This window comes from Micromonospora sp. NPDC005171 (assembly GCF_040608575.1).
Taxonomy (GTDB): Bacteria; Actinomycetota; Actinomycetes; order Mycobacteriales; family Micromonosporaceae; genus Micromonospora.
Genome location: NZ_JBEXIM010000012.1, coordinates 80493 through 100553, shown reverse-complemented (window position 1 = coordinate 100553; position 20061 = coordinate 80493). Strand labels below are relative to the sequence as shown.

Annotated in this window: 14 protein-coding genes and 2 tRNA genes; 11 read left to right on the top strand and 5 right to left on the bottom strand. The window is 71.0% G+C overall.

The window, feature by feature from the left end; translation table 11 throughout:
- Positions 1-25: 25 nt before the first annotated feature.
- The 3 genes from ABZU74_RS17490 (at position 26) to ABZU74_RS17480 (ending at position 3057) form a co-directional block, all read left to right on the top strand.
- On the top strand, positions 26-2191 hold the full coding sequence (locus ABZU74_RS17490; protein ID WP_355424439.1) for an ATP-dependent DNA helicase UvrD2: 2166 nt from the start codon (positions 26-28) through the stop codon (positions 2189-2191).
- A 121-nt stretch (positions 2192-2312) separates the two neighbouring features.
- A complete protein-coding gene (locus ABZU74_RS17485; RefSeq protein ID WP_355424436.1) occupies positions 2313-2561 on the top strand; it encodes a hypothetical protein in 249 nt (82 codons plus the stop codon).
- A gap of 130 nt (positions 2562-2691) precedes the next feature.
- Positions 2692-3057, top strand: coding sequence for a WhiB family transcriptional regulator (locus ABZU74_RS17480; protein WP_030490434.1), 366 nt, complete (start codon positions 2692-2694; stop codon positions 3055-3057).
- A gap of 367 nt (positions 3058-3424) precedes the next feature.
- On the opposite strand, the gene ABZU74_RS17475 is transcribed toward ABZU74_RS17480, so the two are convergent.
- The 3 genes from ABZU74_RS17475 to ABZU74_RS17465 form a co-directional block, all read right to left on the bottom strand.
- Positions 3425-4771: an AarF/ABC1/UbiB kinase family protein gene (locus ABZU74_RS17475; protein ID WP_355424433.1), complete on the bottom strand. Its 1347-nt coding sequence runs from the start codon at positions 4769-4771 to the stop codon at positions 3425-3427.
- The gene (locus ABZU74_RS17470) at positions 4768-5880 is read right to left on the bottom strand and encodes a TOMM precursor leader peptide-binding protein (RefSeq protein WP_355424431.1); all 1113 of its coding nucleotides are present in this window, start codon (positions 5878-5880) and stop codon (positions 4768-4770) included. The genes ABZU74_RS17475 and ABZU74_RS17470 overlap by 4 nt, the downstream gene beginning before the upstream one ends.
- Positions 5881-6102: 222 nt before the next feature.
- Entirely contained in the window at positions 6103-6273 is a 171-nt protein-coding gene (locus ABZU74_RS17465) for a DUF5679 domain-containing protein (RefSeq protein ID WP_167457767.1), read from the bottom strand.
- 535 nt (positions 6274-6808) lie between these two features.
- Between ABZU74_RS17465 and ABZU74_RS17460 the strand changes: the two genes are divergently transcribed.
- Both ABZU74_RS17460 and ABZU74_RS17455 read left to right on the top strand, forming a co-directional pair.
- A complete protein-coding gene (locus ABZU74_RS17460; RefSeq protein WP_355424428.1) occupies positions 6809-7339 on the top strand; it encodes a M48 family metallopeptidase in 531 nt (176 codons plus the stop codon).
- A 269-nt stretch (positions 7340-7608) separates the two neighbouring features.
- Entirely contained in the window at positions 7609-8217 is a 609-nt protein-coding gene (locus ABZU74_RS17455; protein ID WP_355424426.1) for a hypothetical protein, read from the top strand.
- Positions 8218-8604: 387 nt separating this feature from the next.
- Here the strand turns inward: ABZU74_RS17455 and ABZU74_RS17450 are convergent, their stop codons facing one another.
- Positions 8605-9861 (bottom strand): zinc-dependent metalloprotease, encoded by a 1257-nt coding sequence (locus ABZU74_RS17450; protein WP_355424649.1) that lies wholly within the window; start codon positions 9859-9861, stop codon positions 8605-8607.
- A 184-nt stretch (positions 9862-10045) separates the two neighbouring features.
- Here ABZU74_RS17450 and ABZU74_RS17445 point away from each other — a divergent pair, with 184 nt between their 5' ends.
- The 6 genes from ABZU74_RS17445 (at position 10046) to ABZU74_RS17420 (ending at position 16144) form a co-directional block, all read left to right on the top strand.
- Positions 10046-11059 (top strand): PDZ domain-containing protein, encoded by a 1014-nt coding sequence (locus ABZU74_RS17445; RefSeq protein ID WP_355424423.1) that lies wholly within the window; start codon positions 10046-10048, stop codon positions 11057-11059.
- A gap of 96 nt (positions 11060-11155) precedes the next feature.
- On the top strand, positions 11156-14140 hold the full coding sequence (locus ABZU74_RS17440; protein WP_355424646.1) for a UPF0182 family protein: 2985 nt from the start codon (positions 11156-11158) through the stop codon (positions 14138-14140).
- A gap of 191 nt (positions 14141-14331) precedes the next feature.
- Positions 14332-14841 (top strand): SigE family RNA polymerase sigma factor, encoded by a 510-nt coding sequence (locus ABZU74_RS17435; protein ID WP_355424420.1) that lies wholly within the window; start codon positions 14332-14334, stop codon positions 14839-14841.
- The gene (locus ABZU74_RS17430; protein ID WP_355424417.1) at positions 14831-15769 is read left to right on the top strand and encodes a hypothetical protein; all 939 of its coding nucleotides are present in this window, start codon (positions 14831-14833) and stop codon (positions 15767-15769) included. Before ABZU74_RS17435 ends, ABZU74_RS17430 begins: the two co-directional genes overlap by 11 nt.
- 88 nt (positions 15770-15857) lie before the next feature.
- A tRNA-Met gene (locus tag ABZU74_RS17425) sits at positions 15858-15931 on the top strand.
- A gap of 136 nt (positions 15932-16067) precedes the next feature.
- A tRNA-Met gene (locus tag ABZU74_RS17420) sits at positions 16068-16144 on the top strand.
- A gap of 116 nt (positions 16145-16260) precedes the next feature.
- Here ABZU74_RS17420 and ABZU74_RS17415 read toward each other — a convergent pair.
- Positions 16261-20034, bottom strand: a complete 3774-nt coding sequence (locus ABZU74_RS17415; protein ID WP_355424414.1) for a S8 family serine peptidase — start codon at positions 20032-20034, stop codon at positions 16261-16263.
- Positions 20035-20061 lie beyond the last annotated feature (27 nt).

Below are 20061 nucleotides of genomic sequence, written 5' to 3'. Positions count from 1 at the left end.
GGGGTAGCTGAGATGATTCCTGGTTGTGGGGGTTCACTCAGCGTCGGAACAGGTGCTCGCCGGGCTGGACCCGGAGCAGCGCTCCGCGGTGACCGCACCCGCCGGCCCGGTCTGCATCCTGGCCGGAGCCGGCACCGGCAAGACCCGGGCGATCACCTCCCGCATCGCCCACCGGGCGCTCTCCGGTGAGATCTCCCCCCGGCACGTGCTCGCTGTCACCTTCACCGCCCGCGCCGCCGCCGAGATGCGGAGTCGGCTCACCGTCCTCGGGGTGGGCGGTGTGCAGGCACGGACCTTCCACGCCGCCGCGCTGCGCCAGGTGCGCTACTTCGCGCCCCGACTGCTGGCCGGCCGCGCCATGCCCGAACTGCTGGACAGCAAGGTCCGACTGGTCACCCTCGCCGCCGTCCGGGTCGGCCTGCGTACCGACCGGGCCGCCGCCCGCGATCTGGCCGGCGAGATCGAGTGGGCGAAGTCGTCGCTGGTCGAGCCGACGGACTACGTGGTCGCCGCGGCCCGGGCGCTGCGCGACACACCGCACGAGCCGACGAAGGTCGCCGACGTGTTCACCGCGTACGAGCAGCTCAAACGTTCGAACGGTGTGATCGACTTCGAGGACATGCTGCGGGCCGCGGTGTGGGGCATCGAGGAGCACCCGGATGTCGGAGAGCAGGTCCGTGGCCAGTACCGGCACTTCGTGGTCGACGAGTACCAGGACGTCAACCCACTCCAGCAGCGGCTGCTGGACGCCTGGCTGGGCGGCCGCGACGACCTGACAGTGGTCGGCGACGCCAGCCAGACGATCTACTCGTTCACCGGGGCGACCTCCGCGTACCTGGTCGACTTCCCCCGCCGACACCGCCGCGCCACAGTGGTCCGGCTGGTCCGTGACTACCGCTCCACCCCGCAGGTGGTCGGGCTGGCCAACGCGGTGATCTCCCAGGCCCGGGGCACCGAGGCGCGCCTGCGGCTGGAGTTGAGCGGGCAGCGCCCACCCGGCCCCGAGCCGGACCTGCGGATCTTCACCGACGAGCCAGCCGAGGCGAATGCGGTGGCCGCGCGCTGCCGCTCGCTGATCGACGCGGGCACGCCGGCGAAGGAGATCGCCGTGCTGTTCCGCGTCAACGCGCAGTCCGAGGCGTACGAGAAGGCGCTCACCGAGGCCGGGGTGCCGTACGTCGTACAAGGCGCGGAGCGGTTCTTCGAACGGGCCGAGGTGCGCCAGGCGATGGTCGCGCTGCGTGCCGCCACCCGCTCGATCCCGGGGGGGACACCGCTGCCGGCCGCCGTCGTCGAGGCGCTCACCGCCGTCGGCTGGGCCCCGGACGCGCCCCCGGCCGGCGGCGCCGCCCGCGAGCGATGGGAGGCGCTGTCCGCGCTGGTCCAGCTCGCCGAGGAGTACGCGGCCACCCCCGAGGTCGTGCCGATCGGCGAGGCCGCCTCGGTGGAGCGCCCGGTCACCCTCACCGACTTCACCGAGGAGCTGGCGCGCCGGGCCGCCCAGCAGCACGTGCCGACGGTGGACGGCGTGACGCTGGCGTCCCTGCACTCGGCCAAGGGGTTGGAGTGGGACGCGGTCTTCCTGGTCGGCCTCGCCGAAGGCACCCTGCCCACCACATACGCCAAGACCGTCGAGCAGGTCGAGGAGGAACGCCGGCTGCTCTACGTCGGGATCACCCGCGCCCGGGAGTGGCTCTGGCTGTCGTACGCCGCCGCGCGCTCGCCGGGCGGACGGGCCCGGCGGCCGTCGCGGTTCCTGCCCCAACTGGACCGCTCCGGCGGCACCGAACGGGCGACCGGCGGCACCGGTCCGGCCCGCCGTCCCGAGCGACGGCGAACCCAGATCGTCTCCTGCCGGATCTGCGGCGCCACCCTGCTCGCCGGCCCGGACCGTAAACTCGGCCGCTGCCCCACCTGCCCGTCCGACATAGACGATGAGCTGCACGAACGGTTGCGCGAGTGGCGGCAGCGGGTAGCCGGTGCGCAGAAGGTCCCGGCCTACGTGGTCTTCACCGACGCGACGCTGATCGCGTTGGCCGAGCGGCGACCGGGCCGGTCGGAGGAGCTGATCGCCATCGCCGGTATCGGCCCTCGCAAGCTGGGCCTCTACGGGGAGTCGGTGCTGGCCCTCGTGGCTGGTGCCGGGGTGGACGATGTCTGCCCGGAGAAAACTTTCGAAATCTCGTCGTAAATTCGTTTGCCCTCGCCCCGGGGCGAGGAATAGCCTCAGGACACACCACGCGAGCGGCGCCATTCCGGCTGCTCACGGGGGCGGTCCAGTCGATTCGAGGAACGTGAGGGAGGTGGCACCCGTGAAGATCTTCACCTATGAGCGTCTGGCGGCGATGCCGTCTGTCTGCGCTCCGCTGTCGGCTGTCCGGGTGGCCCTCGCGGCTGCACGACCGTCGGTTCCGCAGGTGCACCAGGTTCAGGCCGAGCTGATCCTGACTGTCGCGCCCGCTGGAGTCGAGGGGACCAGTGGCTTCACGGGCAATGGCATCCGGGTCGTCAAGAAGCGCATGGATGTCCGCGGCGTTCCACCTCGAGGTAAACCGGTCTGACCATCAGACTCCGGCTCACCTCGAGGCCGCGGAACCCGCTTACCGGGATCCGCGGCCTCAGTTTTTTGCCCGCCGTAAGTACGTCGGAATGCGATCCACGAGATCGAAGTGAGAGAGAGGTGACCGGGAGATGAGTCTGGCGTTGGCCCCCCTCGACATGAGCGTCGAGATGGAGGCGAACCTGCCCTGCCGGAAGTTCGACCCCGACCTGTGGTTCTCCGACTCGCCCACCGAGCTCGAGCTGGCCAAGTCACTCTGTGGGGACTGCCCGCTGCGTGTCGAGTGCCTGGCCGGAGCCGTTGAGCGAGCGGAGCCGTGGGGCGTCTGGGGCGGCGAGATCTTCGAGCGTGGCGCGGTTGTCCCGCGTAAGCGGCCCCGTGGCCGTCCGCGTAAGGAGGACGTCGCCCGTGACGCCGAGCTTCGGGTCGAGGCCGAGGCGCGCCTGGCAGCCAGTGGGCTGTCCGAGGTGCGTGGTGCGGTCCGGCTGGCAGCCTGACATGTTCCCGACCCGTCCCAACGACGCCGGTGTCACACCGGCAGTGAGCGAGAAAACGATGTTGAACCTTCCCAGTGGAGCCTTCGAGATGCAACTACTCCACGAAGCGTTGACCCGGGCTCGAATGCGCCGGCCTCAGGCCGGTCGTATCACCACGAGCACTGAGGCAACCCGATCCGCCCGTACCGTCGCCATGACCGGCCGCAACCACGCGGCCCGCGACCTGGGCGCTCTCTAGTACCACCCCACGCAGAAGGGCGGGTGCCGACCGGCACCCGCCCTTCCTCACGTCATTGGCCGCTCGGGCCCCGGCACTGTCCGGTCGTTCGGGCCTCGGCGCTGTCAGGCCGTTAGAGTCTCGGCGCTGTCAGGCGACCGGGGCGAAACCGGGCAGCCAGCGCTCCAGGATGCTCCGGTAGGGGGCCTTCGCCTCCAACTGGCAGAGCACCCCGATCGACCCGAGCGTCACCCGGTGGATCAGCAGGTACGACGGGGGCAGGTTGAGCTGCCTGCTCAGCTGGTACGTGGGGGAGCGAGGGCTGGCCAGTCGCCCCGCTTCCGCTCGCAGCCAGGCTCGGGTGAATCGGAAGCCGTCCGCCGCGATGGGCTCCAGCATGGGGCGGATGAAGTCGAGCACGCCCTCGGCGTCGATCTCATCGGCCGAGCCGATGAACCCCTCCGACCGCAGCCCCGCCACGACCTCGTCGGCATCGCCGCGCAGGGCCATCGCGGCGATACGACCGATCGGCTCCGGGGTGCCCTCCGGCATCCGGGCCACCGCACCAAAGTCGATCACCCCGAGCCGGCCGTCGGCCAGCAGTCGGAAGTTTCCCGGGTGCGGGTCGGCGTGCAGCAGCCCAGCCCGCTGCGGCGCGGAGAGGTGCAGGGTGGCCATCAACCGCCCCGCCTCGTCCCGATCCTCCTCGGTGCCCTCGCGGATGATGTCGGCCAGCGGGGTGCCCGTCACCCACTCGGTGACCAGTACCCGGGGCGAGGCGTTCACCACCTCCGGGATGTAGATCTCCGGGTCGTCGGCGTACGCGGCGGCGAAGGTGCGCTGCGACTCGGCCTCCAACTCGTAGTCCAATTCCTCGGTGATCCGTTCGCGCAGCTCGGCCAGGAGTGGCTTGACGTCCAGGCCGGGCTGGATGGCCCGGAACATCCCGCCCAGTCGGGACAGCTGCTTGAGGTCGGCGAGCAGGGCGTCACCGGCCCCCGGATACTGGATCTTGACCGCCACGTCCCGGCTGTGCGGTGCGCCCGACTCGTCGAACCCCGGCTCGCGCCAGCGCGCCCGGTGCACCTGGCCGATGCTGGCGGCGGCGGCCGGGACGTCGTTGAACTCGACGAACAGGTCCCGCCAGTCGGGACCGAGCTGCTCGGCCAGCACCTTGTGCACGCTGGCGGCGGGCAGCGGTGGCGCCGCCTCCTGCAGCTTCGTCAGCGCCTGCCGGTAGGGCGCGGCGATCTCCTCCGGCAACGCGGCCTCGAAGACCGACAGCGCCTGGCCGAATTTCATCGCCCCGCCCTTGAGCTGGCCCAACACGCTGAACAGCTGCTCGGCGGTGCGCTGCTGAATCTCCGCGGAGATCACGTCGGAGGCGAGCCCGGTGACGCGCTTTCCCATCCCGAGAACGGTCCGGCCGGCGAAGCCGAGCGGCAGGGCGGCAAGCTTGGCGGTGCGGGACACGGCGCGGCGCGGGATGTCGGTCACCCGGTCATTGTTACCGACCGGAGGGCCCCGCTGCTGCTCTGCGGCCGGGCTGGTGCCGACACTCGGCCTCGCGAGCACCCACACGCCGGGTGCGGCGGCCAACCCCGACGACGGAAACGGCCGGCACCGGTGATCTCCACGGCGCCGCCCAGCGTCTCCGGCTGACCTCCGTCCAGCTGCGTCAGCGCCTCGGCCAACGCGTACCCGCAGGCGACGAGCAGCGTGCCGGTCGTTCCGGCGGCCACCGGGTCGGCCGCGGCGAGTTGAGCGGCGAGCCGTGGCCAGTCCGGGTCGCGATCGGCCCGGTGCAGCTCGACGCAGTGCAGGCAGGGCCCGGCGGGTGGCCGGACCATCGGCCCGATCACCGGTACGCCTTCGCGGAGCGTGACCAGCAGGTGCGGCTGCCGACGCTGGGCGAGACCGGCGGCGAGCAGCGCGGGAGGCCGGTCCGTGCCGAGCTGGATCACCAGGTCGATCCGGCCTGCGCGGCTCGGGTGGGTGCCGGTGCCCGGTGCGACGCGGTTGACCGCAGCCCGCACCGCCGGTGCCAGCGGGCGACCCAGTTCGGTGGCGGGGATGCCCGTGCCGATCAGGTCAACGGGACGTACCGAGCCGGTGAGCTGGGGAATCACCTGCCCCACGCCGGACTGGGCAAGCGCCACAGTCAGCGGCCCGCCGAGCCCTCCGGCGCCGGTGAGCAGGACCCGGGCCGCCCGTCGCCGACGCAGGACCTGCGCGGGGGTGCCGGGCAGTCGGGCTGCGGCCAGGGCCAGCGCGCCGGCCTCGGCTGCGAGCCGGGCACGGACCGGGCCGGTCAGGTCGCGGGGGAGCAGGCTGTGCGCGGGCACCAGAAGGCCGGCGGCCCGCAGGGTGTCGAGCAGGGTACGTACGTCGTCGGCGCTGACCCGGGCGGTCGCCGCCTGGGCCAGCACGGTGCGCTCGCTGCGGGTGCCGTCGAGCAGGTCGAGCAGGTGGGCGGCGCGGGGGTTGGCCAATTCCACCAGGACGGCCGGCCCGGGGCCGACGCCGAGCTGGAGTGTGTGCCGGTCCCGCCAGAGCCGACTGAGGCCGGGTAGCAGGGTGGGGCGGGGGAGTGCGCTGCGGCTCATAGTCACGAATCGTGACCGCATCTTCGCGTTCGGTCGATCGTTGTCCACAGGTGGTCGGGCCGCTGTCCAGCGTTATCCACAGGGTTTGACGGGTTTTCCACAGCCCGCCGCCCCTGTTGTCGGTCACCCGACAGGGCTACCGACGCCTGTGGCACCGCACTTCCGATTGGCAACGGGGGTGGGGTGGCCGGTGGCCACCCCACCCCCGTTCGCTCGTTCGGGTCAGACCTTGGCCTTGCCCAGGATGCGGTTCACTGTTGTTCCGCATACCGGACACTTGCCCTTGGCCATGTTCATTCCGGTCTTCGAGACCTCGACGTGCCCCTCGAAGTCCCGCTTCTCCTTGCACTTGACGCAGTAACCGTTGTAGGTCGTCTGGGCCTGGTCGGCCACGATGCCCTCCTCGTCTCGTCCGCCGGTCAATGCCGTTCCGGCGGGGTGCCCGGCGGCGGGCCACACGGGGCGCCGGCGCTGGGTCTCACTCCGCGGCCACCTTCGTGACCGCTGGTTCGCGGACCCTACCCAGGTCTGGGCAGTTCCATGTCAGCTGTGCATCGACACTGTGAGCAAGTCGACGTCGAGAGTGTGCATGGCGAAATAGGTCGGATAAGTCAGTTTGGCGGGGACACGCCGACCAAACCCTGACAGCCACCCGTGCGAGTGCCCCCGCGCACCCGTGCGAGAGCCCCCGCGGCGGCATCCGGGGCGGTGATCACCTACGGTGGGGAGGTGCCGCGTGCCGGCGCCATCGGCGTTCACGAAGGGTGACGAGATGGCGCGATGGCGCTGCGGTCAAGAAATTTTCGGGACGCCTGGCGACCAATCACCATTTTCTGGGCGCGTGTCGTGCGGTTGACTCTTGCGGACCCCTGGTCAGTACGCATTAGCTTTCCTTCGTGACACGTAGTCGAGGCTGCGCGGGCCAGTGATGGCGGGGACGCGTAAGCCGGTCGTCGAGGTGCGGCGCAGCCAGCGCCGACGACGCACGGTGTCCGCGTACCGTGACGGTGAGCGAGTTGTCGTCCTCATCCCCGACCAGTTCTCCCGCGCCGAGGAGAGCGAGTGGGTTGACCGGATGCTCGCCCGGCTCGCCGCCCGGGAGGGCCGCCTCGCCCGCTCCGACGCCGAGCTGCTGGCCCGCGCCAACCGCCTCATCGACCTCTACCTCGCCGGGTACGGCACGAAGGCGCTGCCGGCCAGCGTCCGATGGGTGACCAACCAGAATGGCCGGTGGGGCTCCTGCACGCCGGCGGACCGCAGCATCCGAATCTCGCACCGCGTCCAAGAGATGCCCGAATGGGTGATCGACTACGTGTTGCTCCACGAGTTGGCGCACCTCATCGTGCCCAGCCACAACGCCCGGTTCTGGGCGTTGGTCGGTCGCTATCCCAAGGCAGAACGCGCCCGCGGCTACCTAGAAGGCGTAGCCGCCGCCTCCTGCGCCCCGCTCCCCACCTGATCCAAACGCGCCGCCGAGCCGCTGGCGGAGCGCGTCGAACCCTTCAGGCGCCGCCCCGGCGCTCTTCGAGCGCCGGCCGCCGTCTGAGGCGCGTGATCGGCCTAGATCCACTCGTGTTCCTGGAAACCGCGCTATCGAGGTCGGCGGGACACCGCGACTTCAATGAAGCCGAGTCGATCATGCCCGAGGAGGCCTAGTCGATCAATTCGTCGAGCCGGGGGTTGGGTCGGGTGGGGTGAGCGTGCGGGATGGGGCGCTAGGGTCGGGGGATGGCGCGACGGGTGGTGGTGGCGTTGCTCGGGCCGGTGCACTGGTCGCCGCCCGGCGTGGACCTGGCGGAGTGGCGAGCGGCTCTCGCGGAAGACGTCATCGACCTGCTAGCCACGCTCAACGAGGTGGAGATCGCGGTCGCGGTGACCCCGGCCGACCGGGCTCTGGCCGATGCGCTGGTGTGGCCCGGCACGGCGGTGTACGAGGTGGCCGAGCCGACGCCGAACGCCGTGTTCGCCGCGCTGGAGGGGTACGACCAGGCGGCCGTGCTGGTCAGTGACGTGCCTGACCTGCCCGCCCTGACCGTTGGCAAGCTGCTCCGCCCACTCACCACCCGATCTGTCGCGGTGGCTCCGGTCGAGGGCGGCGGCCCCGGCCTGCTCGGAGTCGCGGTACGACTGCCCGCGCCGGACTGGCTACCGACGCTGGAACTGGACACGGCTACGCCGGCTGAGGCGCGCGCCAACGCGCCGCGCCCGGGTGACGTGGCGGTCACCGCGGGCTGGCGACGACTGCGTGGCCCAGCTGACCTGGCCACGCTCGACCCAGCCTTCGAGGGTTGGGAAGCGACCCGCGCCCTTCTCTCCGGGTCGGGCCGACCCGCCTGAACCGTCACACTGCCTGCCCACAAGACCCGCGCCACTGCCCGCTGGCACGGCTGTCCGCGTGCCCGTCGGCAGGGCTGCCCGCTCGGTCCCGCGTTGATCTGCCGGTATCGCGTTGATCTGCCGGTCCCGCGCCGGCCTGCCGGTCCGCGCTGACCTGCCGGTCCCGCGCCGGCCTGCCGGTCCGCGCTGACCTGCCGGTCCCGCGTCGGCCTGCCGGTCCGCGCTGACCTGCCGGTCCCGCGTCGGCCTGCCGGTCCCGCGCTGACCAGCTCGGCCCAGCCAGCCAGCCAGCCAGCCAGGCTTAGCTGCCAGCCCTACCGACGACGCGCCCGGATGCCCGCTGTTGATCATGCGGGCGCCCGGGCGCAGGCCGTCGTTGCGCGGACGTCAGGACTTGGCGTCGTCCTCGCCGTCGGTTTCATCCGACTGACCAGGTTGACCAGGTTGACCGGGCTGACCGGGCTGACCGGGGGCCTTCTCCTCCACCCCGCCGGGGGCGGTGAAGTCGAAGCTGTCCAGCTCGCTGAGATCCATGTCGTTCATCGCGAAGGCGACCGGGTCGGCGAAATCGTCGTCCGACGGGAGCAGGTCCGGGTGGCCCCAGACCGCGTCGCGCCCCTCAATGCCCCGGTGCTCGGTGAGCGCGGCCCAGAGCGCTGCGGCCTCGCGCAGCCGGCGGGGGCGCAGTTCCAGACCGACCAGCGCGGCGAAGGTCTGCTCGGCGGGGCCGCCGGCGGCCCGGCGACGGCGGAACGCCTCGCCCAACCGGACGACGTTGGGCAGCCGGTCGCTGGCGGCGCTGTCGACCACGTGGCACACCCAGCCCTCGACCAGGGCAAGTGCGGTCTCCAGGCGGGCCAGTGAGGCCTTCTGCGCCGGAGTGTCCTCCGGGGTGAAGATGCCCTCCAGGGCGATCGCCTGCATCGACTCGGGGTCGGTCGGGTCGACCCGGCCCATCGCCTCCTCGATCGCTTCCCGGTTGACCCGGATGCCCGAGGCGTACATCTCGACCGCGCTGAGCACGTGCCCACGCAGCCACGGGACGTGCTGGAACAGCCGCTGGTGGGCGGCCTCGCGCAGCGCCACGTAGAGGCGGACCTCGTCCTCGGGCAGCTCCAGGCCCTCGCCGTACGCCCGGATGTTGGCCGGGATCAGCGCGGCCGTGCCGGCCGGGCCGAGCGGCAGCCCGATGTCGCCGGCGGAGAGCACCTCCGCGGCGAGCGAACCGAGGGCCTGGCCCAACTGGCCGCCGAAGAGCGCGCCACCGAGGGAGGCCACCATCGACTGCATCGGGCCGAGCTGGGCGCGCGCCTCCGGTGGCACCAGGTCGCCCATCGCGCCGACCATCCGGCTGGCGACCGGGTCGCAGAGCTTGCGCCACACGTCGAGCGTCTTGAAGATCCACTCGTTGCGGTTCCACGCAACCGGGTTCTGGATGCCGGAGGGCCACGCCGAGGCGGGCTCCAGCCACAGGTCGGCCAGGCGCAGCGCCTCCTCGACCGCGTTGCGTTCGTACATCGACACCGCCGGGTCACCGGCGGCCGCGAGCTGGCTGGCTGCTACCTGCCGGGCCAGGTCCCAGTTGACCGGCCCGCTGCCCGGCGCGGAGAGCAGGTGCTGCAACTGCGACATGAACTGCTGCATCTGCGCGGGATCGTTGGGGTCTGGTGGCTGCCCACCCGGGAGCGCGAAACCGAACGGAATATCAGGCACGACATCTACGGTACGCGGACCGCGCCCCAGGTAGCCGCCGCTGGCGTTGCGCTGAGGGCGAAGTCGCGCGGCGCATCCGGCAGGTGACCCGTGACTGGTCGGTACGCTCTGCGGCATGAGACGTCGTGGCCTGACGGTCCTGCTCGGTGCCCTGTTCACCGCCCTGCTGAGCATCGGGGTGCTCCGGGTGCCGATTCCGTACGTGGTGCTGGGCCCGGGGCCGACGGTCAACACCCTCGGTACGGCCGACGGTAAGGAGGTCATCCAGGTCTCCGGTCGGGAGACCTCCACCTCGGCCGGCCAGTTGCGGCTGACCACGGTGGGGGTGCAGCCCACGGTGCGGTTGCGTGGGGCGATCGCGGGCTGGTTCTCCGACGACGAGGCGGTGGTGCCGCGTGAGCTGGTCTACCCGCCGGGGGAGTCGACGGAGCAGGTCGAGCAGCGCAATGCCGAGGACTTCAAGGCGTCGCAGACCAGCGCCGAGACAGCCGCGCTGCGGGAGCTGGGCTTTCCGGTGCAGGTGGTGGTCAAGACGGTGGCCGGGGACGGCCCGGCGGCCGGGGCGCTGAAGGCCGGCGATCTGATCACCTCGGTCGACGGCCAGCCGGTGCCGGTGGCCGCGAAGGTCACCGAGCTGGTCCGGGCCAAGCCGGCGGGCACGGCGTTGACCATCGGTTACACCCGTGACGGCGTGCCGGCGACCGTGACGGTGACCAGTCAGGAGCAGGACGGTCGACCGCGGATCGGTGTCGAGATCGATCAGCAGCAGCCGCACCCGTTCACGCTCGGCATCGATCTGGGGGACATCGGCGGGCCGAGCGCCGGTCTGATGTTCGCCCTGGGGATCGTGGACAAGTTGACCCCGGCCGACCTCACCGGCGGCCAGGTCATCGCCGGCACCGGCACCATCGACGACGAGGGTGCCGTCGGCCCGATCGGCGGGATCGCCCAGAAGTTGGTCGGCGCCAAGCGCGCCGGGGCCAAGGTCTTCCTGGTGCCGGCGGACAACTGCGCGGAGGCGGTCCGCAACCCGCAGCCGGATCTGCCGCTTTTGCGGGTGGGCTCGTTGGACGAGGCGATGACCGCTCTGGAGACGTTGCGCGCGGGCGGTCAACCGACGCGTTGCTGACCGGCGTGACCGTGCCCCGACACGCTCAGGAACACCCCGTACTCTGGGTGCCTGGTCGGAGCCGATCATATCGAGCGTGCGGAGCCAACAGTGGTCATGCGTAGCAGCAGCCCCCTTCCGAGGATGAGCCGGCGCGGGCGCGTCACCATCGCTGTCCTGGTCGGGGTGTTCGTGCTCTTCACCCTGCTCGGCTGGGGTGTCCAGGCGTGGACCGACTGGCTCTGGTTCGACGAGGTCCGCTACACCGAGGTGTTCACCGGCGTCCTGCTCACCCGGTTGATCCTCTTCCTCGCCGTCGGCCTCGGCATGGCGGTGATCGTCGGCGGCAACCTGTGGCTGGCCTACCGGTTGCGCCCGCGCCTGCGCCCGCACTCTGTGGAGCAGGCGACCCTGGAGCGCTACCGGATGGTGCTCAGCCCGCGTCTCGGCACCTGGATCTCGCTGACCGCCGCTGTGGTCGGGCTCTTCGCCGGTCTCTCCGCGCAGAGCCGGTGGAGCCAGTGGCTGCTCTTCCGCAACGGCGGTGACTTCGGCATCAAGGACCCGGAGTTCGGGGTCGACATCGGCTTCTACGTCTTCCAACTGCCGTTCTGGCGCTACCTGCTCGGGGTGGCCTTCACCGCTGTGGTGCTGGCCGTGATCGGCGCGCTGGCGGTGCACTACCTCTTCGGCGGGGTCCGTCTGCAGGGCGTCGGCGACCGGATGAGCAACGCGGCCCGCGCGCACCTGAGCACCCTGGTCGCGGTCTTCGTGCTGTTGAAGGCCATCGCGTACGTGTTGGACCGGCGGGCCATGCTGCTGGAGTACAACGAGGGCGCCAAGTTGTACGGCGCCGGCTACGCCGACGTCAACGCGTTGCTGCCGGCGAAGGAGATCCTCGCCTACATCTCGATCGTGGTGGCGATCGCGATCCTCGTGTTCTCCAACGCCTGGATGCGGAACCTGGTGTGGCCGGGGATCTCGCTGGCGCTGCTCGGCGTGTCCGCGGTGGCCATCGGCGGCATCTACCCCTGGGCGGTGCAGACCTTCGAGGTCAAGCCGAGCGCCAAGGACAAGGAAGCGCCGTACATCCAGCGCAGCATCGACGCGACGCGGGCGGCGTTCGGGTTGGGGGCCACCGAGACGACCCCGTACGCGGCGAACAACCTCACCCCACCGGGGAACCTGGCCACCGACACGTCGGTGGTGTCGAACGTGCGGCTGCTCGACCCGCAACTGGTCAGCGAGACGTACACCCAGCTCCAGCAGGTGCGTGGCTTCTACGACTTCGGTCCGAAGCTGGACATCGACAGGTACGGGGTGAACGGCAAGGTCTCCGACTACGTGGTCGGCGTGCGGGAGATCAACTACGGCGAGTTGACCGACCAGCAGAACACCTGGATCAACCGGCACACCGTCTACACCCACGGGTACGGGCTGGTGGCCGCCCCGGCCAACCAGGTGGTCTGCGGTGGTCAGCCGTTCTTCGTCTCCGGGTTCCTCGGCGAGAAGACCCAGGAGGCGTGCTCCTCGCAGACCGAGCAGATCCCGGCCACGCAGCCGCGCATCTACTACGGCGAGCGGATGGAGCCCGACGACTACGCCATCGTCGGGCAGTCCGACCCGAACAAGAAGGCCGAGTTCGATCGGCCGGTCGGTGAGGGCGGCGGCGAGTCCTACACCTACACCGGTGAGGGCGGTGTGGAGATCGGCTCCTTCACCCGGCGACTGCTGTACGCCATCAAGGAGCAGGAGTCGAACTTCCTGCTCTCCGAGGCGGTGAACAAGGACTCCAAGCTGCTCTACGTGCGTAACCCGCGCGACCGGGTGGAGAAGGTCGCTCCCTTCCTCACCCTGGACGGCGACCCGTACCCGGCGGTGGTCGACGGTCGGGTGCAGTGGATCGTCGACGGTTACACCACGGCGGCCTCCTACCCGTACGCGGAGAAGGTCAACCTGCAGACCGAGACCACCGACGAGCTGACCAACCGGGGCACCTTCCAGCTGGCCCGGGAAGACGTCAACTACATGCGGAACTCGGTCAAGGCCACCGTCGACGCGTACGACGGCACTGTGAAGCTCTACGAGTACGACGACACCGACCCGGTGCTCAAGGCGTGGAACAAGGCGTTCGGCGGTGACCTGGTGCTGCCAAAGGCGGAGATCCCGGTCGAGCTGAGCGAGCACCTGCGTTACCCGGCGGACATGTTCAAGGTACAGCGCAACCTGCTCACCAAGTTCCACGTGACGAACCCGGGTGACTTCTACTCCGCGCAGGACTTCTGGCAGGTGCCGAACGTGCCGGACGCTCCGGACAGCGGTCAGAAGCAGCCGCCGTACTACCTGTTCACCCAGTTCCCCGGGCAGGAGAGCCCCCGGTTCCAGCTCACCTCGGCGGTCACCCCGAACGGCCGGCAGAACCTCGCCGCGCTGATCTCCGGGTCGTACGTCGACGGGCAGCCCCGACTGGAGGTGCTGGAGTTGCCGGATCAGACCCGGATCTCCGGCCCGGTGCAGGTGCACCAGCAGATGACCAACAACGCCAACATCCGCCAGCAGCTCAACCTGCTCTCCAGCAACCAGGCGCAGGTCCAGTACGGCAACCTGCTCTCGTTGCCCTTCGCCGACGGCATGCTCTACGTCGAGCCGGTCTACGTGAAGAGCAACCAGCAGGACGCGTACCCGCTGTTGCAGAAGGTGCTGCTCTCGTACGGTGACGGTGGCTCCTTCGTGGCGCTCGCCGACAACATCAACGACGGCATCAAGCAGTTGGTCGAGCAGGGTAAGAAGGCCGGGCAGGGCACGTCGCCGCCGCCGACCACCGGGGGCAACCCGACGACGCCCACGCCGACGCCTTCGGGGTCGGCGACACCAGCGCCGACGGCGACCCCGAGCCCCGGCACGCCGCCGCCGGCCGGTGACCTGGCTGCCGCCGCGGACCGGGTGCAGACCGCGATCACCGAGGTCCGGGCCGCGCAGACGTCCGGCGACTTCGAGCGGTACGGGCGGGCGCTGAAGGCGTTGGACGAGGCGCTCACCGCGTTCCAGCAGGCGCAGCAGGCCGCCGGTGGACCGGGCGCCAGCCCGAGTGCTGGCGGCTGACCCGCCACCGCACGCAGTTCCTCCCCGAGCCCCCGTCGCTCGGACCGCGACAGGTCCGAACGGCGGGGGCTCGGCCGTTGTCCTGATCTGTGCGCATCTGTCACGTCACCGACAGCACCCTCCACCTCCGCAACCTGCGACGCCGGTCCGCCGTCCTCCTTGCGACGGGGTGGGAACGAGAGGGGTCAGCCGTGCGGGACGCGCAGAGCTTCGACGACTTCTACCGCAGCACCGCGCGGCGGATGGTGCGGTACGCCTATGCGGTCGCTGGCGACCACTGCGAGGCGCAGGACCTGGTGCAGGAGGCGTACACCAGGGCTTGGCGGCAGTGGGGGCGACTGTCGTCGCATCCGGCGCCGGAGGCGTGGCTGCGGCTCGTGGTGGCCCGGCTGGCGACCGACCGCTGGCGGCGTCTGCACCGCTGGCGGGTGGTGTTGAGCCGCACCGGACCACCGGCGGTCGCACCCCCGCCCAGCGAGGACGGGGTGCTCCTGGTCGGAGCGCTTCGGCAGTTGCCCGCCACGCACCGGCAGGCGCTGGCCCTGCACTACCTCTTCGACATGTCCGTCGAGGAGATCGCCCGGGAGACCGACGTCCCGGTCGGCACCGTGAAGTCCTGGCTGTCCCGAGGCCGGTCCCGGCTGGCCGCGCTGCTGCCCGACCTCTGCGCCGTGGAGTTGGAGGCGAACGATGTCAGTTGAACTCTCTGACCTGTACCGGTCGCTCAGCACCGTCGCCGACGGGCACGAGCTGACGCATCCCGAACTCGTCCGCCGGTACGCCGACCGCCGGGCGCGGATCCGCGTCGCGAGCAGCGGGCTCGCGGTGGCGCTGCTCGTGGGCGGGGTGGCCGTCGGTGGCCGACTGGCGTTCCCGGCGGACGGCTCCGCACCGCTGCCGCCGCCCGCCGACACCCCTGGCCCGGTGCCGACCGGGGCGACCGCGACTTCCCGACCGTCACCCACGCCGACCCCGGCGTCGACACAGTCGTCCCCGCCGCCGTCACGGACCACCCCGGGCGGTACGCCGTCGCAGCCGGCCACCGGCCCGGCGGCACCCCGGCCGCCCACCTCGATCCCGGACCGCGCCTTCTTCGTGCTGGCGGCCTCGAACCGGACCGGACTGGAATCCTCGGGGGAGGGTCCGGCACTGCCGACGCTGTGCGGGACGCGCCTGCCCAGCGACTCGACGATGGTGCAGCGCCGTGGCCGGTACCTGGCCTACAAGTTGCCGGAGACGCCGGCGGGGCACGTGCCGGACGGCAGCTACCGGCACACCATCACCATCTACCGGGCGGGCCGTGCCGACGACGCGGTGCGGGAGCTGCGGCAGGCCGTGCGCGGGTGCCCCGACCAGAAGCTGCCCGACGACGGCAGGACGTGGCGACAGCGGCTGCTGGCCTCGGGGGCGTACGGGGACGAGTCGGTGCTGTTCGAGATGCGGGCCCCGATGCCGGACGGGATGGGCGAGCCGGGTACGGAGGAGGTTCGGCTGGTCCGGGCGGTCCGGGTCGGCGACGTGGTGACTGTGCTCTGGGAGCAGGGTTGGGAGCACACAGCGGCCGAACGCGCCCAGGTCGATGCGGACAGTCGACGGGCGGTCGCGGCGATCGAGAATTGGCTCGACTGACAAAGGCCCAGGTCAGGGGCGTCGGCGAGAGCGGTATCGGCGTCGCTTTGCGGTGTCCCGGGTCGGTGCGCTACGGTTATCGAACCGACGCGGGGTGGAGCAGCTCGGTAGCTCGCTGGGCTCATAACCCAGAGGTCGCAGGTTCAAATCCTGTCCCCGCTACGAGAGAAACACCAGTTCGAAGCCCGTCTCCGGGTCACCGGAGGCGGGCTTTCGACATTCCGGCTGCCGGGTCGCGGCGGTGGGGGACCCCCCGCTGATCATCGTCGGGACGGGTGGGCTAGTCTTAACAAGTCGACGCGGGGTGGAGCAGCTCGGTAGCTCGCTGGGCTCATAACCCAGAGGTCGCAGGTTCAAATCCTGTCCCCGCTACCACTGAAAGTGATACAAGTCCGGCCCCCACAGTGTGGGGGCCGGACTTGTTTGGCGCCGCTGCGGAATGAGGGCCCCGAAGGGGCCGGCACCGTGCAGGCGCCGGCCCCCCGTTGGTCCTACCGCAGGCCGAAGGCCCGGGTGACGGTCTGGGTGACGCCGCCACCGTTGCGCTGTTTGGCGGTGACCCGGATCGACACGAAGTCGGCCCGGTGCGGCGCGTTCAACGACGCCTGCCAGGTGCCCTTCTTCTCCTTCAGGTCCTGTCGCTGCCAGGTCGCACCGTCGTCGTAGGAGATCTCCAACTGCAGTGACGACACGCCGTCCCGGCCCGCGATGCTGCCCACCACCACGGGCGTGATCGCGAAGTCGGTTCGGCGCTTCGTCCGACCCGCGAAGTCCACGTCCGTTCCGTAGTCCAGTTGGACCAGCGGGATGGCCTGCACCTCCGTGCTACCGCCGGAGACGAAGCTCCACTCGGTGTGCGTGGCGGTCGAGTACGGGCTGAACTCGGGCTTGCCCTTGGTCTCGACGACCAGCCGGTACGGCAGTTTCTCCGGCGACAGGTCACCCGCGCCGACCTTCGGCCAGCCGTCGAACTGGGTCAGCTGCTTGTCGCCCTGATAGAAGGTGGCGATCTGCGACATGCTGGCCCCGCCGCTGTGTGCGGCGCCCGCGTCGCCGAACCCCTGGATGTAGGCGCTCATGGCGGTCTCACCCCGGAACGGGATCTCGGTGCTGAGCAGCCGTGGCCGGGTGATGGGCCCGAACCAGCGGTCCTTCTGGACGCTGCCCGGCCGGTAGGCGATGGCCTCCGTGTTGGACCGCGCCCAGTCGGCGACGTCGGCGTACTGCATCCACTTGACGCCGCCGCCCGCGGAGACCCAGTCGGTACGCGGCCCCGGCGCGACCGGCTCGAACGGGAACGGCCGTGCCGCCGCGTACTCGTACGGCGGGAAGTCCACCCGCGTCTCGTTGGACTGCTTCCCCGGGGGCGGGGAGAAGGTGAGATCGACCCGGGCGAGGTGGCGCGGGTCGGTCTTGGCGGACGGGTCCTTCGGCACCCCGCCACTGTGGTAGTCCACCAGGTCGTACAGGTACTTCGCGCTGGGGTGGGCGACCACGACCAGTCGTACCCCGTTGCGGCCCGCCGCGGTGATCTTCTGGATCAGCGCTTCGCCCTCGTCCATGGTCACCGATGCCACCGGGATCGGCCCGGTCGTCACGGCGTCGGGGTTGCCGTACCAGTCGCTCTTGCGGCCCGCCCGGTCGTTGACCACGACGAGCATCGCGGCACCGGCGGCGTGTGCCGCCGCTGCCTGCTCCGTGGGGGTCACCGAGTCGGTGCCGCGGACGACCACGGCCTTGCCGCGGGCGGAGAGACCGGCGTAGTCGGCGGTGCCGCCGACGGCTGCGAAGACGGCGTCCAGGCGCGAGGTGCCGTCGGGCAGTGGCGGGGAGCCGGGCTGCACGAGCGGGTCGCTGAGCTGCCGGCCGTGGTAACTGATCGCCAGCGGCGTCTGCTCGGCGCGGATCCGGGTGGTGAAGACGAAGCTGCCCTTCTGCACCTTGTCGCTGGTCGGCAGGGCCCACAGGCTGTCGTAGCCGGTGCCCGGCCAGAACGTCTCGCGCAGCGCGCTCCAGTCGGTGGGTGTCGGCTCGCTTGAGGTGAAGGAGCGGTAGACGTCGATTCTGCTGTTGACGACGGCGGTCGGCTGGGGTGTCGCCACCTTCACCTGACGGGCCCGCGCGGCGTCGAGCTCCACCACCCGGTTGGTCGTCAGGTCGACCTCGGGAGCGGTGAGCATCGCGAGCCCGAGGGAGCTGGGCCCGTGCAGGCCGTCCACGTCCGCCGCGGAGACGACCGTGTAGGAGCCGGGGGCCAGGCGGGCGGTGAGCTTTCCGTCCGGCACCCACATGAAGGCGGAGCCGGTCTCGGCGTTGACGACCTCGACCTCGCCGCTCATCGGCCGGCCGGCCCGGTCCTTCAGGTGGATGGTGAGGTCGTACTTCTTGGACTCGACGGCGACCCCGACGGCCGTGTGCACCTCGCCGGCCGCGAAGCGGGCCGTGACCTGGGCGGAGTACCTGCCGGCGGGAAGGCCGGCCGGGGCCACCACGACGTCGACCGTCGCGCTCGCCCGGGCGGGCACCGTGACGCGGTCGGCGGTTGCCGTGAACGTCTGCGCGGGGGAGGTGCCGTGGTCGACGGAGAGCTGCAACGTGATCGGGCTGTCCGTGGTGTTGGTGTAGGTGATCGTCCGCTTGATCGGCTGTGGTGTGCTGCCCCAGCCGACAAGTCCGGCGTCCACCGACCCGGTCGCGATGACCTGGTCCTGGTGGTAGGCGGCGGCGACGTTCAACCGACCGCTGCCGGCCTGGTAGGCGTTGTAGTCGGGCGTGCGGACGCTGGTGCTCATCAGCGCGTCCTTGAGCTGCCGAGCACTCCAGGTCGGATGCTTCTGCACCAGCAGGGCGGCCGCCCCGGCGACGTGCGGCGCCGCCATCGAGGTGCCACTGTTGACGTAGTAGTAGCCCTCACCCCAGGAGATGTGCTGCGAGCGGGCCGCCAGCACGTCCACACCGGGGGCGGTCATGTCGGGCTTGAGCGCCTCGTCGTTCATGCGGGGCCCGACGCTGGAGAAATCCGCCAGGTGGTCCGAGGTGTCCACCGCGCCGATCGTCAGCGCGGCGTCCGCGGTGCCCGGCGCACCGAGGGTGTACGGATCTGGTCCGCTGTTGCCGGCGGCGACGACGAAGAGCGCACCCGTCTCGGCGGTCAGCTGGTTGACGGCCTGACTCAGCGGGTCGTCCTGGGTGTGCCACGCGCTCACGCCGAGGCTCATGTTGATCACCTTGGCGTGCTCGGCGCGCGCCGCCCACTCCATGCCCGCGATGATCCCGGAGATCGACCCGCTGCCGTTCTGGTCGAGGACCTTGCCGATCACCAGGTCGGCAGCGGGGGCGACGCCCCGTTCCTTGCCGCCGGAGGCGGCGCCCGTCCCGGCCACGGTGGAGGCGGTGTGGGTGCCGTGCCCGTTCCGGTCGATCACGTCCTGGCCAGAGATGAAGCTCCGGGAGGCCACCACCCGGTCGGCGAGGTCCGGGTGGGTGGTGTCCACCCCGCTGTCCAGGACAGCGACCCGGACGCCGCTGCCGGTGCCGCCCGCAGCCCACGCCGCCGGCGCGCCGATCTGGGCTGTGGTGTCGGCCAGGGTCGCCTTCGCCTTGCCGTCGAGCCATACCGTGTCGACGCCGGCTGCGAAGGAGGGCGCCGGGGTGGCCGCCTTGCGGCCGGTCGGCGACTGTCCATCGGTGAGGGCCGACCAGAAGTCCGCGGCCTGCGATCGGCGCGCACGGATCGCCTCACCACGGACGGAGGGGAGCTCCAGCGTGGTCTGCGCGCCAGGCAGGTTGCTGGTGGTCCTGGCCTTCGCTGAACCCGGCGTGCGAGTGACGATCAGGGGGAGTTCGGCGGTCCGCGCGTCGTCGTAGCCCTGGGCGATGAGCTGGGTGACGTCGAACAGCTGCTTGTCGAGCCGGCCGGTGGCGAGGTACGGCAGCGCCTCGTCCGGGTACACATAGGTGTCCCGGCCCTCGGTGGAGATGCGCACGGAGCCGGTGGCACCTGCCGGGCGTTTGACGTCCACCGCTGGGGTTGCGCCGTGGACGCCGGGGGTCACCGTCACCCGGTCGCCGGTGATCAGCGTGACCGTGACGGGTGTGCGGTCCGCGTTGCCGTTCGGAGCGGGTCTCGTCGGCGGCGGTGTGGGCGGTGGGGCGCCGTGCGCCGCCGTGGGGGTGAGGAGCGCGGCGACGAGGGTGACGCCGACCGCTGCCGCCGCAGATCTTCGGGTGCGAGAGATCCGCGCACTGTCTACAGAGTTGACCATGAGGCGAATCCGATCACCTCAAGAGAT